Below are 16,492 nucleotides of genomic sequence, written 5' to 3'. Positions count from 1 at the left end.
CGAGGACCTATCCCCAGGAACCGCGCGGAAGCCGGACCGTGACGACGAGGCCGCCGGACGGGCGGGGGGCGAGGCCGAGGGTCCCGTCGTGGGCGCGGACGACGCTGTGCACGATGGCCAGGCCGAGGCCCACGCCGGCGTGCTCGTCCGTGCGTACCCGTGCCGCTCCGCGCTGGAAGGGTTCGGTGAGGGTCGGTACCAGTTCCGGTGGGAGCGGACGGCCCGTGTTCTCCACCCGAAGCACGCTCGTGTCGCCGTGCTCCTCGGTGCGGACCGTGACGGTGCCGCCGGCGGGGAGGTTGTGGACGATGGCGTTCTGGACGAGGTTCGCCGTCATCCGCAGCAGGAGCTCCGCGGAGCCGCTGGTCCGGGCCGGCCCGCCGGTGACGTCCAGGGTGATCCCGCGCCGTTCGGCGAGGGGGAGCAGCGTTTCGGCGGCTTCCTCGGCGAGGAGGGAGAGGTCGACGCTCTCGCGGGTGAAGTTCCCGCGGTCGCCGCGGCTGAGCAGCAGGAGTGCCTCGGTGAGGTCGATCGCCCGCGTATTGACAGCGTGCAGGCGCTCGATGAGTTCGCCCCTGTCCCGCGTGGGGTCCTTGCGGGCGACGTCGAGGAGCGTCCGCGAGACGGCCAGCGGGGTGCGCAGTTCGTGGGAGGCGTTCGCGGCGAACCTCCGCTGCTCCGCGACATGGGATTCGAGTTGTTCGAGCATCGAGTCGAACGCGTCGGAGAGCTCACGGAATTCGTCCTGGCGGCCCTTCATGCGGATCCGGTGGGACAGCGACCCGTTCCCGGCCAGGCGTGCCGCGGCCGTGATCTGCGTGAGCGGTGCGAGCATCCGGCCGGCGAGGATCCATCCCCCGAGGAGACCGAACACGAGCAGGAAGAGCATCGCCTCGGCCGCGGCGGGGGCGAAGGTGTGCTCAAGGAGATAGCGGTTGGGCGAGACCCCGAGAAGGCCCTGGGAGTTGTCGGGTACGTAGCGCAGCAGGAACACCCACACGACGGTCAGCAGGAGAGCTCCGGCGACGGCGAGGAACCCGGCGTAGCTGAGGGCGAGTCTCAGCCGCGCGCTGAGCCCTGGGCGTCTAGGCACGCGCGCCGCCGGTGCCGGTGCTGTCCCCGCCGGGGGCGATGCCGCCCGTACCGGTGTCCACGCCGGTGTCCCTCCCGTCGCCGGTCCCGGAGTCGATCCGGTAGCCGACGCCGGGCACGGTGGCGATGATCCAGGGTTCGCCGAGCCGTTTGCGCAGTGCGGAGACCGTGATGCGCACGGCGTTGGTGAAGGGGTTGGCGTTCTCGTCCCAGGCCCGCCTCAGCAGCTCCTCGGCGCTGATGACACCGCCTTCGGCCGCGACGAGGACTTCCAGCACGGCGAACTGCTTCCGGGTGAGGGCGACATGGTGTCCGTCGCGCGAGACCTCCCGCCGGAAGGGGTCCAGCCGCAGGCCCGCGATCTCGCGGACCGGGGGCCGGGCGTGCGCGCGTCTGCGGTCGAGCGCCCTCAGCCGCATGACGAGTTCCCGCAGCTCGAACGGTTTGGTGAGGTAGTCGTCGGCGCCGAGCCCGAACCCGGAAGCCTTGTCGTCGATCCGGTCGGCGGCGGTGAGCATGAGGATCGGGATGCCGCTGCCGGAGGCGACGATACGCCGGGCGACCTCGTCGCCGGACGGGCCGGGGATGTCACGGTCGAGGACCGCGAGGTCGTAGGAGTTGATGCTCAGCAGCTCCAGCGCGGAGTCGCCGTCACCGGCGATGTCGGCGGCGATCGCCTCCAGCCGCAGACCGTCACGGACGGCCTCGGCAAGGTAGGGCTCGTCCTCCACGATCAGTACACGCATGGCTGAAGCCTAAGCAGCGCGCGATATCGCCGACGTATGCAACGACCCGCGCACACCGGACGCGTGGCTCAGCCCACCGGTGCCGGCGCGGGGCGGGGCCGGTCCGACGGCACCTCCGCAGCGGTGCGCCACCAGCGGCGCGAAGCCAGCGCGGCCAGCACGGCGCCGACGGTGTTGACCAGTACGTCGTCCACGGAGGACACCCGGTCCAGCCACAGGACGTACTGCGCGGTCTCGATCAGGGTTGAGCAGCCCACCCCGAGGGCCAGGATCCGCGGCACGGACGCCAGCGCCGCGAACCGCATCGGCGCGAAGAACCCCAGCGACGCGAGGACCAGCAGGTTGCCGGCGATCCCGAGCGGTCCCATCGTGACCAGGTCCCGCAGCGGCACCAGGCTCACCCGGCGTGCAGCGGTGCCCGGTCCGGCGCCCGGCATCATGGTCAGCCACAGGAACGGCACCGTCCCGTGGACCATGCCCACCTCGGCCAGCGACATCCGCCACGCCCGCGCCGGTGCGACGCCCGCGGCACGCCGGACGCGGGCCAGGACCCACACCACGAGCAGGGCCAACGGCAGCGCGGCCAGGGTCATGAGCACCACACCGTTGAAGGTGTCGAAGCAGCCGTGCCACCGGCCGGCCGCGCACACAGGGGCGGACATCATGAGCGGCCGCCGTACGACGAAGGCGGCGCCCGCGGAGCCGAGGATCGCCAGGCCGAGCAGCACGATCCGGCGCAGGCGGCGTGGTGGTGCCGGCAGGGATGCGTTGTGGTCCATGTCCTCATGAGAGACGGTGGGCCGTTGCGGCGGCGTATGCGATTTTCGATACACCCGCGATACACGCGCCCCCGGCATCAGGGAACGTGGGTGCCGGGCGGGGACGGGCTCACCGTCGCGCGTCGCGCAGCAGGTCCCGGGCCCGGGCCGCCCGGCGTGTTCCGGCGGGATACGGCAGTACCCCGGCCAGTGACTCGGCCCGCGTCAGTTCCTTTCCGCCCTCCCCGGGACGCGCCAGTCGGGACAGGGAGGTCCCGAGGGCGATCCGGGCCTCGACCTCGGCGAGACGTTCCCCGGTGCGCTCGGCCCGTGACACCTCGGCGCGGGCGAGCCGCAGCGCCGCCTCGGCCCGTCCCGACAGGAGCTCCGCCCAGGCCACCAGCACGGGCGCGTCGCCGGTGTGTCCGTCCAGGGCGCGCAGCACGTCCTGCGGACGGCGGGCGTGCAGCGCGAGTTCGGCACGCGCGGTGCGCACCTCGTGCTCCGCCTGCCGGTCGCCGAGCGCGGCGGCCTCCGCCCCGGCACGGTCCAGGAGGGCGGTGGCCTCCGCCGGCGCGCCCGCGAGGACCCGCACGCGGGCCAGTGTCGCGAGGGCGTACGGAAGGCACCAGGCGTCGTACGCCCGCGCGCCCGCCACGGCCTGCTCGGCCAGGACGCGGGCCGGTTCGGGCTCTTCGAGCAGGAGCCGCAGTTCGGCGAGGTTCGCCCGCTCGAACGCGGCGGCGGTCGGATCGCCGGACTGTTCGGCGAGGCCGAGCGCGCGGGTTCCGATGTCGACGGCCTCCCGCAGTCTTCCCGCCCGCCGCGCGTTCTCGCGCAGCATCGACAGGACCGAGCCCAGCAGGGTCGGATCTCCGTACGCCTCGGCCGGCGCCAGCGCCTGGTCGCCCGCTTCGCGTGCCTGGTCGAAGCGGCCGGCGAGCCCGAGGTTGGCGGCCTGCATCGCGAAGGCGCGGGCCACCAGCCGCTGCCCGGACCCTCCCGGCACGTTCCGCGCCGCGGCCAGGGCCTGCCGGGCGGCCTCGTGCCCGGACGTGTACCGCCCCTGGACGCAGCGGACCACCGACAGGGCGAGGAAGTGACTCGCGGCCGGTTCCGGACCGGTGTCCGCGGTCACCGGGTGCTCCCGCAGCGTGCGGCGGGCGGCTGCCGGGGCGCTCGTCCTGGCCAGGGTCTCGGCGAGCAGCGCCGAGGCGAGGACGGCTTCGTCACCGTCCTCGCGCCGCTCGAACTCCGCCAGGGAGAGCCGCAGGGCGTCGGCCGCCTGCTCGAAGTGGCCCATTCTCCGCAGGACATGGGCGTGGGCGAGCCGGGCGCGGGCCGCGTCGACGTCCAGCCGGGCCACCAGGTCGCGGTAGTAGCGGTCGGCGGTGTCGTTCGCGTACAGGGCCGCGGCCCGCTCCGCCGCTCGGCGCAGGTACTCGGCCGCGCGCGGGTCGTCGGCGCGGGCGAAGTGGGAGGCCAGGGTGTCGACGGCGTCGGGCCGGCGCCGTCTGACCGCCTGCGCGAACGCGGCGTGCAGTTGCCTGCGGCGGACTCCCGCGAGTTGTTCGTAGCAGGTGAGCCGGACCAGCGGATGCCGGAAGGCCACCCCTTCCTCGGACCGTCCGGCCACCACGACGGGCCGTTCCTCGACCAGCGAGGCGGCGATGGCCTGCTCCAGGGCGTCGGCCGCCGCGGCCCCGGCGACCGGGGGGTGCAGCCCGTGTTCGGCGACATCGAGCAGTTCGGACAGCGCGGTGTCGCCGCCCGCCACGGCGAGCGCCTCGACGACGCGGCGCGCGTCCGTGTCGAGCCGTACGAGCCGGTCGGCCACCAGCCCCCGTACACCTTCGGGGGCGAGACCCTCGCCCTCCTCGGCGGCCGGGCCGTGGGCGAGTTCGAGGGCGAACAGCGGGTTGCCGAGGGAGAGCTCCCATACCCGGTGGACCCGGTCCTCGTCCGAGGGGTCCGTGGCCGCGTCACGGACGACGGCCAGGCACGCCTCCTTGTCGAGCCGGCTCAACTCCTCGCGTGCGCCGTGGCGTCGGCGCAGGAGGGAGGCCACGGCCGAGCGGCGCGCGTCGCCGTCGGGCAGCTCCTCCTCGCGGTAGGTCGCCAGGAACCGCAGGGCGGTGTCCCGCTCCACGGCCCGACGGGCCAGATGACCGAGCAGGCGGTACGAGTCCGTGTCGGCGGCGTGCAGATCGTCGAGGACGACCAGCACCGGGCGGGCCGCGGCGAGGTCGCCGAGCAGTGCCGTGATGCCACGGAACAGCCGGTCCCGTTCCTCCTCCGGACTGCGCTCACCGGAGGTTCCCACCTGCCCCAGCGACGGGAGGAACGAGGCCAGTTCGGGGTACTCGGAGCCGACCCGGGCCCGCTCGTCGGCGCTGTGTTCGGCGAGCCAGCCCTCCAGCGCCTCCGCGAACGCCCCGTACGGCGTGTGTCCCTCGGAGTCCTGGCCGCCGCCCCACAGCACGGCCGTGCCGTCCGCGGCGGCACGCCGGGCGACCTCGCTCACCAGGCGGGTCTTGCCCACGCCCGCCTCGCCGGTGAGCAGGGTGACCGGCGGTCCGTCCGCCGTGAGAAGCCGGTCGAGCACGGCGTCCCGGCCGCGCAACGGCGGCTCGGTGCGGGTGGCCCGGAGCGGGGCGGGGAGCGACGGGGCCGCGGGGACGGGGGCGGGTGCCGCGGCCAGGGCCGCCCGGTGCAGCCGCTCCGTCTCGGGGCCCGGCCGTACCCCGAGTTCCGCCGACAGGACCTCGTGGCACACGTGGTACCGGCGTACGGCCTGGCGGCGCAGTCCCTGGCGCAGCAGGGCGTCGATGAGGACGCGGTGGGCCAGTTCCTCGGTCGGGCTGAGGGCGAGGACCTGTTCGGCCACGGCCGCCGCTTCGGAGGCGGCACCCCGCTCCAGTTGCCCTTCGGCGAGCCGGAGCAGCAACTGCTCACGCAGCAGGGCGAGTTGCCCGCGTCGTTCCTCGGCCCAGCTCGCGTAACGGTCCTCCGGCAGGATCTCACCGGTGAACCGGCCCAGCGCGTCGCTCAGTTCGGCCACGTCGCCGTCGGCGAGGGCGGCCCGGGCAGCCGTCTCGGCGTCGTCGGCGTCGATCCGCACCGTGGCCGGGTCGAGGCGGAGCAGCGTCCCGTCGGAGATCAGGTACGAGGAGGCGGCGCGCCTGGCGAGTTCGGGTTCCAGGGCGTGCCGGGCCGCGTGCAGGGCGACCCGGAGGCTGCCGGCGGCGGCCTGGGGGTCGGCGTCGGGCCAGCAGACGTCCATGGCCTGGCCGCGGTGGAGCCGGTGGCCGGGGACGACGGCGAGGAGCTTGACCAGGGCGCGGGCGCCGGGCCGCGGCCATTTCTCGGCGAGCGGGGGACCGCTGTCGCGAGTCGCGTGAAACCCGCCGAAAAGGCGCAGCCGGAGCAGTGGAGCGGCCGGTTCCGTCCCGTTCGCCTCGTGCGCGCTCATGTGGGCGACAGCGTAGCCGAGCACGCCGAGGACCCCCTGGGCGAGGCCCAGGGGGTCCGGGTGCGGTCCACCGGTGTGGAGCGAGGGTCAGGAGAGCTTGTACGTGGTGACCTGGTGGATGGCGTTGTTCGGCAGGTAGTAGCGACCGCCGAACTCCTCGGCCATTCGGTCGAGGCCGTTGTAGTCGCCGGTGAGCGAGAGTGCCTCGTCCACCCCGTCACCGTCCAGGTCGGCGGCGAGGTAGTCGCGCGCGCCCATGAGGGTCGCGCTGCCGGCGCTGTCCGCCCAGGTGTCGGTGGACTCGAAGATGCTCGGGTCCCACAGGTAGAGCCCGCCCTCGACGCCGGCGACCAGCAGCTTGCGGCCGCCGGGACCGGTCAGGAAGCCGCCGCCGTAGGACTGCGGCAGCACCCCGGCCTTGGTGTCCACGCCGTCGGCCTCGTACCGCCGGAAGGAGGCCGTGCCTCCCTCGTACAGCGCACCGTCGTCGGTGAAGTAGCTGAAGTGCGTCCACAGACCGCCCGCGTAGCCGGAGTGCAGCACCTCACCGGTGCGGCCGTCGCGGATCTCGAAGTAGTTCCGCGGGCTGAGGGACTGGGCACCGTCGACGTCGATGGGGGCGGTGACGTTCCACTGGTAGACGACCGCGTGCCCGTCCGCGTACGGGATCTCCTTCGACGCGAGGACGCCGTCGTTCGGGGTGGCGGTGCGGACGCCGCCGACCGCCTCCGCCGGGGCCTTCGGCGCGACGTCCCAGCGGACCTTGCCGTTCCTGGCGCCGAGCGCCACGGCGTCGGTCACCGCGTCGGTCCGCTGGTACGCGTCGAGACCGGCATAGGCCGCGTAGACCTTGCCGTCGTTCACGGACGGGTCGGTGAAGCGCACCTCGCCCGCGGACCCGGGCGCGCTGTACGTCCACAGCGCGTGGCCGTCACCGTGGTAGGCGCGCAGGGCGTCGGTCGGGACGAGGATGTCCAGCTCGCCGTCGCCGTCCAGGTCGGCCAGCTTGGCGGAGCGCACGTACTGGCCCTCGCCGCCCTCGATCGTGGCGAGGGTCCTGCCCGTCCTCCCGTCGAGGACGACCACGGCGGTGTCGGCCGCGACGACGATCTCCGGCCTGCCGTCGCCGTCGACGTCACCGGTCTCGACGTCGTGCACCGCGCCGGGCACGGTGGCCTGCCACAGCTTCTCGGGCTTGCCGCTCACCAGCGACGGGCCCGAGTAGGCCCACACGCCGTCGGACGAGCCGGCCATGACGACGTCCTTCTTGCCGTCCTTGTCCAGGTCGGTGGCCTTGGCGTACGCGATGTCGCCCATCAGCGGCGTCACGTCCTCGGCCTTGCCACTGCCCAGCTTGAACGTGCGGACGTTCTCCGCCTGGTCGACGACCCGCACGTGCGTGCCCCGGGCATCGGTGAAGACGTCCTGGTACATCGGGGCGGCGGCGACACCCTTCTGCTGCCACTTGATGTCACCCTTGACGGAGTAGACCGTCAAGGACGCGTACCGCCCGCCGCCGGGGTTGTTCGCCCCGTTGATCTCGCGGTCGTCCTGGGCGGACGTGACCAGCCTGCCGTCGGCCACCTGCAGCCGCCACACGCTCGCCGCGTCCTTGCTGTTGTCGGCGTCGCGCTTGACCGTGCTCGACCACAGCAGCGTGTCCGGGGCGGTGCCGTCGAGCACCCGCACGGTGCTGGCGTTGACCCAGTAGTCCTCGTCGAGCGAGGACTCGGCGACCGCGTACTCGTCGCCGTCCTTCGCGGTGAGGTCACCGACCGTCAGCGCTGTGGGCAGGACGTTGTCCCGGGTCTCCAGCGTGGCGCGGTGACCGGTCTTCAGATCGTAGGAGGCGACCTCGTAGCGCACGGCGTCGGTGGCGTCCTGCTGCTCCAGCGCGACGATCCGCCTGCGGCCCGTGTCCACGCGGAGCTGGCGGCCGTAGAGCATGCTGTCGGTCTGCCAGTCCACCGAGCCGTCCGCCGTGTCGAGCACGAGGGTGCGCCCGCGCGCGTCGACACCGGTGGCCTTGGCCAGGTTCCAGGAGACGACGACCTTGCCCTTGCCCAGGTCCTGGATGTCGCCCCAGTTGGCCTTGCGGGCCTCCCCGGTGTCGTACGTCCAGGTCCGGGCCGGTGTCAGCACACCGTCCGCGGAGGAGAAACGGATGCCCGTCAGGGTCGCCGTGGCGGCGGCCGGGACCTTGGAGTCGCCGCTCAGCCGCGGCGCGTCGGCCACCAGCAGGGTGCCGTCGACGATCTTGACCATGGAGGCGCGGTTGTACAGCTTCGACCACATGGTCCTGCCGGTCCTGCCGTCGAGGACGGTGACGAACGTGCCCGTGGTCAGCGACGAGCCCGGCGAGGTGAACGGACGCGGGTACGGGGTGGTGCCGACCTGCGCCGAGAAGACCACGTCCGGGACGCCGTCGCCGGTCAGGTCGCCGGTCGAGTAACCGTTGTCCGAGGTGGCGGCGAACGGCGAGACGGCGTTGTAGCCCATCAGGATCTGCGCCGGGTAGGGCTCGGTCCGCCACGGCTGCGTCGGCTTGACCTGCCAATCGGTGTAGAAGGAACCGCTGGTGCGCGCCCACACCTCACCGCCGTCGGCCGTGTGCCGCTGCACATAGCCCATGCTGTTGACGGTGAAGTAGTCGCCGTTCCTGCCGACGGGCACGGTGGCGCCCATGCCGCGCACGCCCTCCAGCGTGGACCCGGCGGTCAGGGTGACCTCGGCGGTCGCGTCGGCGTCGGCGGAGGCGCCGTCCAGTTGCGAGCCGCTGCCGCTGCCGCTGCCGGAGTCGTTGTCCGTGCCGTCGGCGGCGGACTTCGGGGTGTCGGCGGACTTGGGGCTGACCGTGCCGGTGTCGGTGGCGTCGGCGTTCGGGTCGAGGCCTACGTGGGCGGCGAGCGTCCCGGCCTCGGCGCTGGTCAGTTTCATGGCCGAGCCGCTGTCGTCGGCGGCCAGGGCCCGCGGGCTCACGGTCAGGCACAGGCCCGCCGAGACCAGGGCGGAGGCGAGCCGCAGGGCCCGCCGCGAGTGGTGGGCTCTCATCACTTGGCTCCCTGCGCGAAGCGGACGGCGGTGCCGTCGGCGATCACGGACTGGTTGAAGGAGTACTGGAGGGCGTCGGTGCCGGACTGGTTCGCGATGCCGACGGTGGCACCCGCGCCCTTGTCCGCGACCGACCGGTACTGGACCGTCACCGCTCCGGTCGCCTCGTCGAAGACGACCTCGAAGGAGGAGCGGCCCGAAGTGCCGTTGGCGTAGGCGGCGTTGTTCCAGACGACGGCGAACCGGCGGTTGCCCTTCGTGCCGGTCGTGGCGGTCTGCACGGACGACTTCTTGTCGAGGGTGAGGTCGTCCCACAGCGGGGCGATGATGCCCTTGACACCGTTCGGGCCGGTCGTCGGCAGCGCGGTGTTGCTGTAGTCGCCGACGCGCGAGGACAGGAAGTTCACCAGGCCGTCGGTCGTGACGGAGGTGGAGGAGTACGAGACGCCGTACAGGCTCACCGGGAAGGGCAGCGAGACGCTCGCCGAGTCCTCGTCGCCGGTCAGCGCGACCTTCTTGGAGCCGGCGATCCAGGAGTAGGCGGCCGGGGCGCAGCCGTTGCCGGAACTGTCGGTGCGGGCCGGTACCTGGACGTCCTTCGTCAGGTCGGCCGAGGAGACGGTGGCGGTGCCGGTGTAGACGCCGTTGCACAGGACCGGCGCCGCGGGCTCGACCGTCAGGCCGTAGGTGCCCTCGGCGACCCGTGCGAAGGAGTACGTGCCCTTGGCGTCGGTGGTGACGGAGGCGACCGGGGAGCCGGTCACCTCGACCGTGGCGCCCGCGAGCGGCTTGCCGGTGACGTCGAGCACGATGCCGCCGACCTTGTGCGAGGCCACCGCGGCGAGCGCGATGTCCTGGGTGAGGGACTGGTTCTCGGTGACCGTGACGCCGGTGGCCGAGCCGTTCGCGTAGCCGTAGCCGCTGTACCCGAAGGTGTAGGTGCCGGCCGGCAGGGCGAGCTTGTAGGTGCCGTCGGCGGCGGTGGTGACCGTGCGGACGTCGCCGCCCGTGCCGGTGGCCTTGACGGTGATTTTGGCGAGGGCCGCGCCGGTCGCCCTGTCGGTGACCTTGCCGGTGACGGTGGCCGCCGTGTGCGGGGCCCTGTCCACGGAGGCGAGGATGTCGAGCTTGCCCTCGCCCCACACGTTGTTCCTGCCGGCGGTGCCGCCGCAGTGGGTGTCGTCGACGTCGCGCGCGCCCTGGTCGAGCAGGGCGCGGGTCTCGTCGATCCTGCCGATCAGCGAGGGGGCCGCCGACCACAGCAGCGCGACCGCGCCCGCGACGTGCGGGGTCGCCATCGACGTACCGGACTCGGTGTTGTACGACGAACCGGGCCACGTGGACCGGACGTTGACGCCCGGCGCCGAGATGTCCGGCTTCATCGAGCCGTCGACGAGCGAGGGGCCGAAGCCGGAGAAGGAGGCGATGGTGCCGGTGGAGTCGTAGGCACCGACGCCGTAGGACGGGGCCTGCGAGCCGGGGGCGTGCGCGGTGGAACAGGTCGTGCCGTCACCGTCGTTGCCGGCCGCGAACGCCTCGAAGATGCCGGCGGCGTTCCAGGCCTCGACGATGTCCTGGTAGAACGTCGTGTCGCCGCCGCCCCAGGAGTTGTTGACGATGTTCGGCGCGAGGTCCGGGCGCGGGTTCTGGCCGTTGTGGTCGGTCGGCGCGAGGATCCACTGTCCGGCCGCGAGCAGCGACTCGTCCGAACAGGAGGAGGACTCGCAGCCCTTGGCGGCTATCCACTTGGCGTTCGGCGCGACACCGATGCCGTTCCTGCCGACCATCGTGCCCATCGTGTGGGTGCCGTGACCGTTGTTGTCGCAGGGGACACCACTGGTGCCGCACTGGCCGGTCGGGTCGTACCAGTTGTAGTCGTGCGTGAAGGAGCCGTCGCCGTTGTTGCCGCGGTACTGGGCGACGAGGTCGGGGTGGTCGTACTGCACGCCCGAGTCGACGTTGGCGATGACGATGCCCTCACCGCGGTCGTCGTACTGGTTCCACACGTCGTCGGCGTTGATGTCCGCGACGCCCCACTCGGGGGTGTCGTCACCGCTCGCGGAGGAGTCCGTGCGGGACTTGGTGATCCTGTTGTCGGCGGTCTCGATGTCGTCGAGCTTGTAGTGCTGCTCCTTGACGATCGACGCGACGTCCGAACGCTTCGCCAGTTCGTTCACGAGGGTCTGGTCACCGGTGACCTGGATCGCGTTCGCGATCCAGTAGTCCTTGTGGCCGATCCTCTTCCTGTCCAGGAAGGACGCGAGGGAGGACTGGCTGTCCGCGGCCTTCGCGCGCAGCTCCTTGAAGGCGGCCCCGGCCCTCGCGGCGTGCGTCTTCTGCTTCTTGGCCGCGGACAGGTCCGCCCGGTCCTTCAGGACGACGAAGAACGTCGCGTCACCGCCCTTGGCCACGGCGGCGGTGAGCGCGGAGTCGACCTCGGCCGACGGCGGGGCGCCGGCGGCGAGTGCGGGTGTCGACGCGGTCAGCAGGGCGGTCGCGGTGAAGGCGGCCGCCACCCAGACGGCGCCTCTGCGCCGGGCCGGTTGGGGCAGGTGCATCGGGGGTGCTCCTCCGGGAACGGTAGGGGGAGCACGGACGCTAGGGAGACGCTGTTACTCGGGCATTACAGGGCTCGGTCCGGCCGTACAACTGCCCCCTTTCCCGGGCGAACCAGGTCTCGTGCCCCTGGGGTGTCGCGCCAACACCGGCCAGTCGGGCCGAGGTTGGCGCCGGAACGGGAGCGCGTCGCCCCGGCCCCGGCCGGATTCCCGTTCCCCGCGACGCCTTTGCCCGTTCTTTACAACCCCGTCCGTCGCCGGCTCGTCTCTCCGCTCGATCCCTAACGCAGCCCGCCGTGCCAACGGGCGGGCGGACCGACGAAAGAGAGCGATTCATGCGCCGAACCGTCTTCAGTGCCACGGCACTCGCGTGCACCGCCGTGCTGGTGGGCACGGTGCCCGCGTTCGCCCACGGGCCCTCCGCGAGCCCCACGGCCCGTCCGAGCGTCAGCGCCTCACCGGCCCCCGCGAGCCCCCGGGCGACCCGGCAGCCCTCCACCGCACCCAGCGCCGCACCGACCCGGGCGCCGGCCTCGCGGCAGGTCTCCGTCCGGCCGAGCGGGGCGCCCGACACCGGGGTGGCGCCGACGGCGTCGCAGTCCTCTGGGCCGGGCGGGCTGATCGGCGGGAGCGCCGCCGCGGTCCTCGTCGCGGGCGCGGCGGTCCTCGTCGTGCGCCGTCGGCGGGCGACCGGGGAATGACGCCCTTCTCCAGGCGCGCGTTCGTCACCGCGGCGGTGGCCGCGCTGCTCGTGGGCTGCGGCGGCCATCCGGCCGGTCCGCCCGCGACAGCGCGGTCCCGCAGCACACCTTCGGTCCCGGGTACCGTCAGCACATCCCCGCCCCCGCGTACCGCCGCCGGGTCGGCACGTCCGCTGGGGCGTTCGGTCCCGGTCGGGCTGCGGATACCGGCCATCGGGGTCGACACCCCGGTCATGCGGCTGGGGCTGGCCCCGGACGGCAGCGTGCAGGTGCCGCCGATCGCCGCGCACGACCGGGCCGGCTGGTACCGGCACTCGCCGACGCCGGGTCAGACCGGTCCGTCGGTGATCCTCGGCCATGTCACGGTCGGCGCGTACGGGGACGGCGTCTTCCGCCGCCTCGCGCGGTTGCGGCACGGCGACCGGATCGTGGTGCGCCTGGAGAACGGACGGTCGGCGGTGTTCGCCGTCACCGGCGTCCGCACGGTCGCCAAGGCCGACTTCCCGACGGACGAGGTCTACGGGGATGTGGGCCGCCCGGAGCTGCGGCTCATCACCTGTGGAGGTCCCCGGTCCGGTAGCGGCTACCTCGACAACGTGATCGTGTTCGCGGCCCTGACCTCCGCGAACCCCTGACCCGCCGGCCGCATCCCGCGGTGCCCGGGTTTCCGACCCGTCACCCCCTCCGGGTCCGCCGTGGACCCGGAGGCGGGATCCTGGGCCGATGGACCTTAGGTCCTTGGCCCGGGATCCTTCCCTTCGAGTGCCGTCACGACCATGGAGAATGTTGAAAGGGTCCCGTGAGAAGGCAGCGTCCGAGCTGTTCGCCGCCCTCTATCCGCGCCTCGCCGGCTGGTGCCGCCGGCTCGTCGACGACGACGGGACGGCCCATGAGATCGCCTCGGAGGCGTTCACCCGGCTGTGGGCCCGCTGGACCTCCGTGGCCGAGCCGCGCGGGTTCCTCTTCGTCACCGCGGCCAACCTCGTCCGGGACCACTGGCGCAAGCTGGAGCGGGAACGCAGGGCGGTGCACCGGGCGACCGCCGAGGCCGTCGTCGGCCCGCGCAACGAACAGACCGATCCGTCCGTACGTCTGCTGGTGCAGTCGCTTCCCGAACGGCTGCGCGTCCCGATCCTGCTGCACTACTACGCTGACATGCCGATCCGGGAGGTGTCCGCGCTGACCGGGCGCAAGGAAGGAACCGTCAAGGCCGATCTCCACGCGGCCCGCGAACTGCTCCGCGCCCACCTGAGGAGAAGTCTTGATCACACACTCTGACGATGGTCCGGACTTCGGCCCCGACGACCCGCTCGCCGTCATCATGCGGCCCCCCGCCGACTACCTCGGACCACCCCCTGGCCGCTACGAGGCGATCCGCCGGGGTGCGGCACGTCGCCGGCTGCTGCGCGCCGCGGCCGGGGTCGGCGTGGCGTGTGCCGTCGGCGCTCTCGTCGTGCTGCCGCTGCGGTCGGCCGCGCCGCAGTCACCCGTGTCCCCGGTGCCCCCGCTGGCGCCGCCGCCCGCGAGCGGTCCGTCGGCCGGGCCCTCGACGTCGGCGTCGCCGAAGCCTGTCAGCCCCCGTCCCCGGGAGTCCGGCCGTTCTTCCCGGACCACGGCGCCGAGCACCGCGCCCGTTCCCACCGCGCGGACCGCCTCGTCCGTCCCCGCCCGCACTCCGTCGCCGACACCCACCTCCGTCACGGTCCAGCCGTCCGCCGCCAGGACCCGGGCCGTCCCCACTCCGTCGAGGGTGGTCCAGCGGTAGAGGTGCGGGGCGGCTGTCCGTGGGCTGAGCGCGACAAGGGCAGCGGCCGGTGGAGCCGGCGCCGGCGGCTGCGGTTCGCGGCGGGGCCCGGGTGACGGCTTGTGGCGCGCGTGGGGCCCGGGGTGGCGGTTTGTGGCGTGTGGGGAGGCCGGGTGGTGGCTCGATGCGTGCGTGGGGTTCCGGGCCCCTGCCCGGTTCCGTTCGACGCGCCCCCGGTAGCCTTCCAGCCCCGCGCGGGCGCCGCCCATAAAGCGGCCCTTCATCACCCATAAGTCAGCCTTATGAGGTCATAGCCCGGACCCGCCTACTGACTTAGGTTTGCCTCAGTTTAGGCTTCCCGTCGAGTCCCCTGCCCCTGCTCGAAGGGAATCTGATCATGCCTCGCCCTCTGCGGGTAGCCATTGTCGGAGCCGGCCCCGCCGGAATCTACGCCGCCGACGCGCTGCTGAAATCCGCAGTGGCCGCCGAGCCCGGTGTCTCCATCGACCTGTTCGAGCGGATGCCGGCCCCGTTCGGTCTCATCCGCTACGGCGTCGCCCCCGATCATCCCCGGATCAAGGGCATCATCACCGCCCTGCACCAGGTGCTCGACAAGCCGCAGATCCGCCTCTTCGGCAACGTCGACTACCCGCGCGACATCAGCCTCGACGATCTGCGCGCCTTCTACGACGCCGTGATCTTCTCCACCGGCGCGACGGCCGACCGGGCCCTCGACATTCCCGGCCTCGACCTCGACGGCTCGTACGGCGCGGCGGACTTCGTCTCCTGGTACGACGGTCACCCGGACGTCCCGCGCACCTGGCCGCTGGAGGCGGAGAAGGTCGCCGTCCTCGGGGTCGGCAACGTCGCGCTGGACGTGGCCCGCATCCTCGCCAAGACCGCGGAGGAGCTGCTGCCCACCGAGATCCCGCCGAACGTCCACGACGGACTCAAGGCCAACAAGGCCCTTGAGGTCCACGTCTTCGGCCGCCGGGGTCCGGCGCAGGCGAAGTTCAGCCCGATGGAGCTGCGCGAGCTGGACCACTCGCCGAACATCGAGGTCATCGTCGACCCCGAGGACATCGACTACGACGAGGGCTCGATCGCCACCCGGCGCGGCAACAAGCAGGCCGACATGGTCGCCAAGACCCTGGAGAACTGGGCGATCCGCGACACCGGCGACCGCCCGCACAAGCTGTTCCTGCACTTCTTCGAGTCGCCCACCGAGATCCTCGGCGAGAACGGCGAGGTCGTCGGCCTGCGCACCGAGCGCACCGCCCTCGACGGCACCGGGAACGTCAAGGGCACCGGCGAGTTCAAGGACTGGGACGTCACCGCGGTCTACCGCGCCGTGGGATACCTCTCCGACAGCCTGCCCAAGCTGCCATGGGACGTCGACTCGGGCACGGTGCCGGACGAGGCCGGCCGGGTGCTGGAGGACTCCGGCGAGCACCTGCGGTCCACGTACGTCACCGGCTGGATCCGGCGCGGTCCCATCGGTCTGATCGGTCACACCAAGGGCGACGCCAACGAGACGGTCGCGAGCCTGCTCGACGACCACGCGAACGGCCGCCTGCTCGCGCCCACTTCGCCCGAGCCGGAGGCCGTCGAGGCCTTCCTCGGCGAGCGGGACGTCCGCTTCACCACGTGGGACGGCTGGTACCGGCTGGACGCCGCGGAGAAGGCGCTGGGCGAACCGCAGGGCCGTGCGCGCGTCAAGCTCGTCGAGCGCGAGGACATGCTGCGGGAGAGCGGAGCCTGAGCCGACGGCCCTTGGGCGGAGGCGGTTTTGAACGCGTTCAAGTCGGGGCGTACGCTCCAGGCATGAGCGACAGAGCCGCCCTGCTCAAGGGCATCCGTGCGTGGCTTGTCTTCTTCGTCGTCAGCCTGGTGATCAGCGGCGCCACGGCCTTCCCCCTGGTGCACGAACTGCACTGGACCGAGGACCTGCTCCGGGCCCTGTCCGTGCCGGAGCACCTGCCCGTCCTGATGGACTGGATCGTGCGGGTGCGGCACGGCCTCGACACCGCCGACGCCCGGTACCCCTTCCTGCTCTACGGAACGGACTGGCTGGCGTTCGCGCACCTGGTGATCGCGGTCGCCTTCTACGGCCCGTACCGCGATCCGGTCCGCAACATCTGGGTCGTCGAGTTCGGGATGATCGCCTGCGCGGGCATCGTCCCGCTGGCCCTGATCTGCGGACCGATCCGCGGAATCCCCTTCTGGTGGACGGTCGTCGACCTGTCCTTCGGGATCTTCGGGGTGATCCCGCTGTACGTCGTCCGGCAGCGGATCAAGCGCCTGGAGGCGCTCACCCCGGAGCGGACGACCGCGCCGCAACCGGCCACTTGACCGCTCCGGTATTCGCTG

At 72.6% G+C, this 16,492-nt stretch carries 12 protein-coding genes; 5 read left to right on the top strand and 7 right to left on the bottom strand.

The window, feature by feature from the left end:
• Window positions 1-7: 7 nt before the first annotated feature.
• The 6 genes from OHT01_RS12055 to OHT01_RS12030 form a co-directional block, all read right to left on the bottom strand.
• Window positions 8-1,093 (bottom strand): sensor histidine kinase, encoded by a 1,086-nt coding sequence (locus OHT01_RS12055; protein WP_328553142.1) that lies wholly within the window; start codon window positions 1,091-1,093, stop codon window positions 8-10.
• Entirely contained in the window at window positions 1,086-1,838 is a 753-nt protein-coding gene (locus OHT01_RS12050; RefSeq protein WP_328553141.1) for a response regulator transcription factor, read from the bottom strand. Before OHT01_RS12050 ends, OHT01_RS12055 begins: the two co-directional genes overlap by 8 nt.
• Window positions 1,839-1,906: 68 nt before the next feature.
• Window positions 1,907-2,617 (bottom strand): VanZ family protein, encoded by a 711-nt coding sequence (locus tag OHT01_RS12045; RefSeq protein WP_328553140.1) that lies wholly within the window; start codon window positions 2,615-2,617, stop codon window positions 1,907-1,909.
• A 109-nt stretch (window positions 2,618-2,726) separates the two neighbouring features.
• The gene (locus tag OHT01_RS12040; protein ID WP_328553139.1) at window positions 2,727-6,068 is read right to left on the bottom strand and encodes an ATP-binding protein; all 3,342 of its coding nucleotides are present in this window, start codon (window positions 6,066-6,068) and stop codon (window positions 2,727-2,729) included.
• An 87-nt stretch (window positions 6,069-6,155) separates the two neighbouring features.
• On the bottom strand, window positions 6,156-9,119 hold the full coding sequence (locus tag OHT01_RS12035; RefSeq protein ID WP_328553138.1) for an FG-GAP repeat domain-containing protein: 2,964 nt from the start codon (window positions 9,117-9,119) through the stop codon (window positions 6,156-6,158).
• The gene (locus OHT01_RS12030; protein WP_328553137.1) at window positions 9,119-11,677 is read right to left on the bottom strand and encodes a S8 family serine peptidase; all 2,559 of its coding nucleotides are present in this window, start codon (window positions 11,675-11,677) and stop codon (window positions 9,119-9,121) included. The genes OHT01_RS12035 and OHT01_RS12030 overlap by 1 nt, the downstream gene beginning before the upstream one ends.
• 335 nt (window positions 11,678-12,012) lie before the next feature.
• Between OHT01_RS12030 and OHT01_RS12025 the strand changes: the two genes are divergently transcribed.
• The 3 genes from OHT01_RS12025 to OHT01_RS12015 all read left to right on the top strand — a co-directional run bounded on the left by OHT01_RS12025 (window position 12,013) and on the right by OHT01_RS12015 (window position 13,656).
• Window positions 12,013-12,378 carry a sortase-dependent protein gene (locus OHT01_RS12025; RefSeq protein ID WP_328553136.1) on the top strand — a complete coding sequence of 122 codons (366 nt, stop codon included), beginning with the start codon at window positions 12,013-12,015 and terminating at the stop codon, window positions 12,376-12,378.
• Window positions 12,375-13,013, top strand: a complete 639-nt coding sequence (locus OHT01_RS12020) for a class F sortase (RefSeq protein ID WP_328553135.1) — start codon at window positions 12,375-12,377, stop codon at window positions 13,011-13,013. The genes OHT01_RS12025 and OHT01_RS12020 overlap by 4 nt, the downstream gene beginning before the upstream one ends.
• Window positions 13,014-13,164: 151 nt before the next feature.
• Window positions 13,165-13,656 carry an RNA polymerase sigma factor gene (locus OHT01_RS12015; protein ID WP_328558093.1) on the top strand — a complete coding sequence of 164 codons (492 nt, stop codon included), beginning with the start codon at window positions 13,165-13,167 and terminating at the stop codon, window positions 13,654-13,656.
• 84 nt (window positions 13,657-13,740) lie between these two features.
• On the opposite strand, the gene OHT01_RS12010 is transcribed toward OHT01_RS12015, so the two are convergent.
• The gene (locus OHT01_RS12010) at window positions 13,741-14,118 is read right to left on the bottom strand and encodes a hypothetical protein (protein ID WP_328553134.1); all 378 of its coding nucleotides are present in this window, start codon (window positions 14,116-14,118) and stop codon (window positions 13,741-13,743) included.
• A gap of 401 nt (window positions 14,119-14,519) precedes the next feature.
• On the opposite strand from OHT01_RS12010, the gene OHT01_RS12005 reads away from it, so the two are divergent.
• Window positions 14,520-15,884: an FAD-dependent oxidoreductase gene (locus OHT01_RS12005; RefSeq protein WP_328553133.1), complete on the top strand. Its 1,365-nt coding sequence runs from the start codon at window positions 14,520-14,522 to the stop codon at window positions 15,882-15,884.
• A gap of 62 nt (window positions 15,885-15,946) precedes the next feature.
• Complete coding sequence (locus OHT01_RS12000; protein ID WP_328553132.1) at window positions 15,947-16,474, top strand: hypothetical protein; 528 nt, start codon at window positions 15,947-15,949, stop codon at window positions 16,472-16,474.
• Window positions 16,475-16,492: the final 18 nt, after the last annotated feature.

The organism is Streptomyces sp. NBC_00358 (assembly GCF_036099295.1).
Taxonomy (GTDB): Bacteria; Actinomycetota; Actinomycetes; order Streptomycetales; family Streptomycetaceae; genus Streptomyces.
The sequence above is the reverse complement of the archived record's forward strand: the minus strand, read 5'-3'. Positions and strand labels throughout refer to the sequence as shown.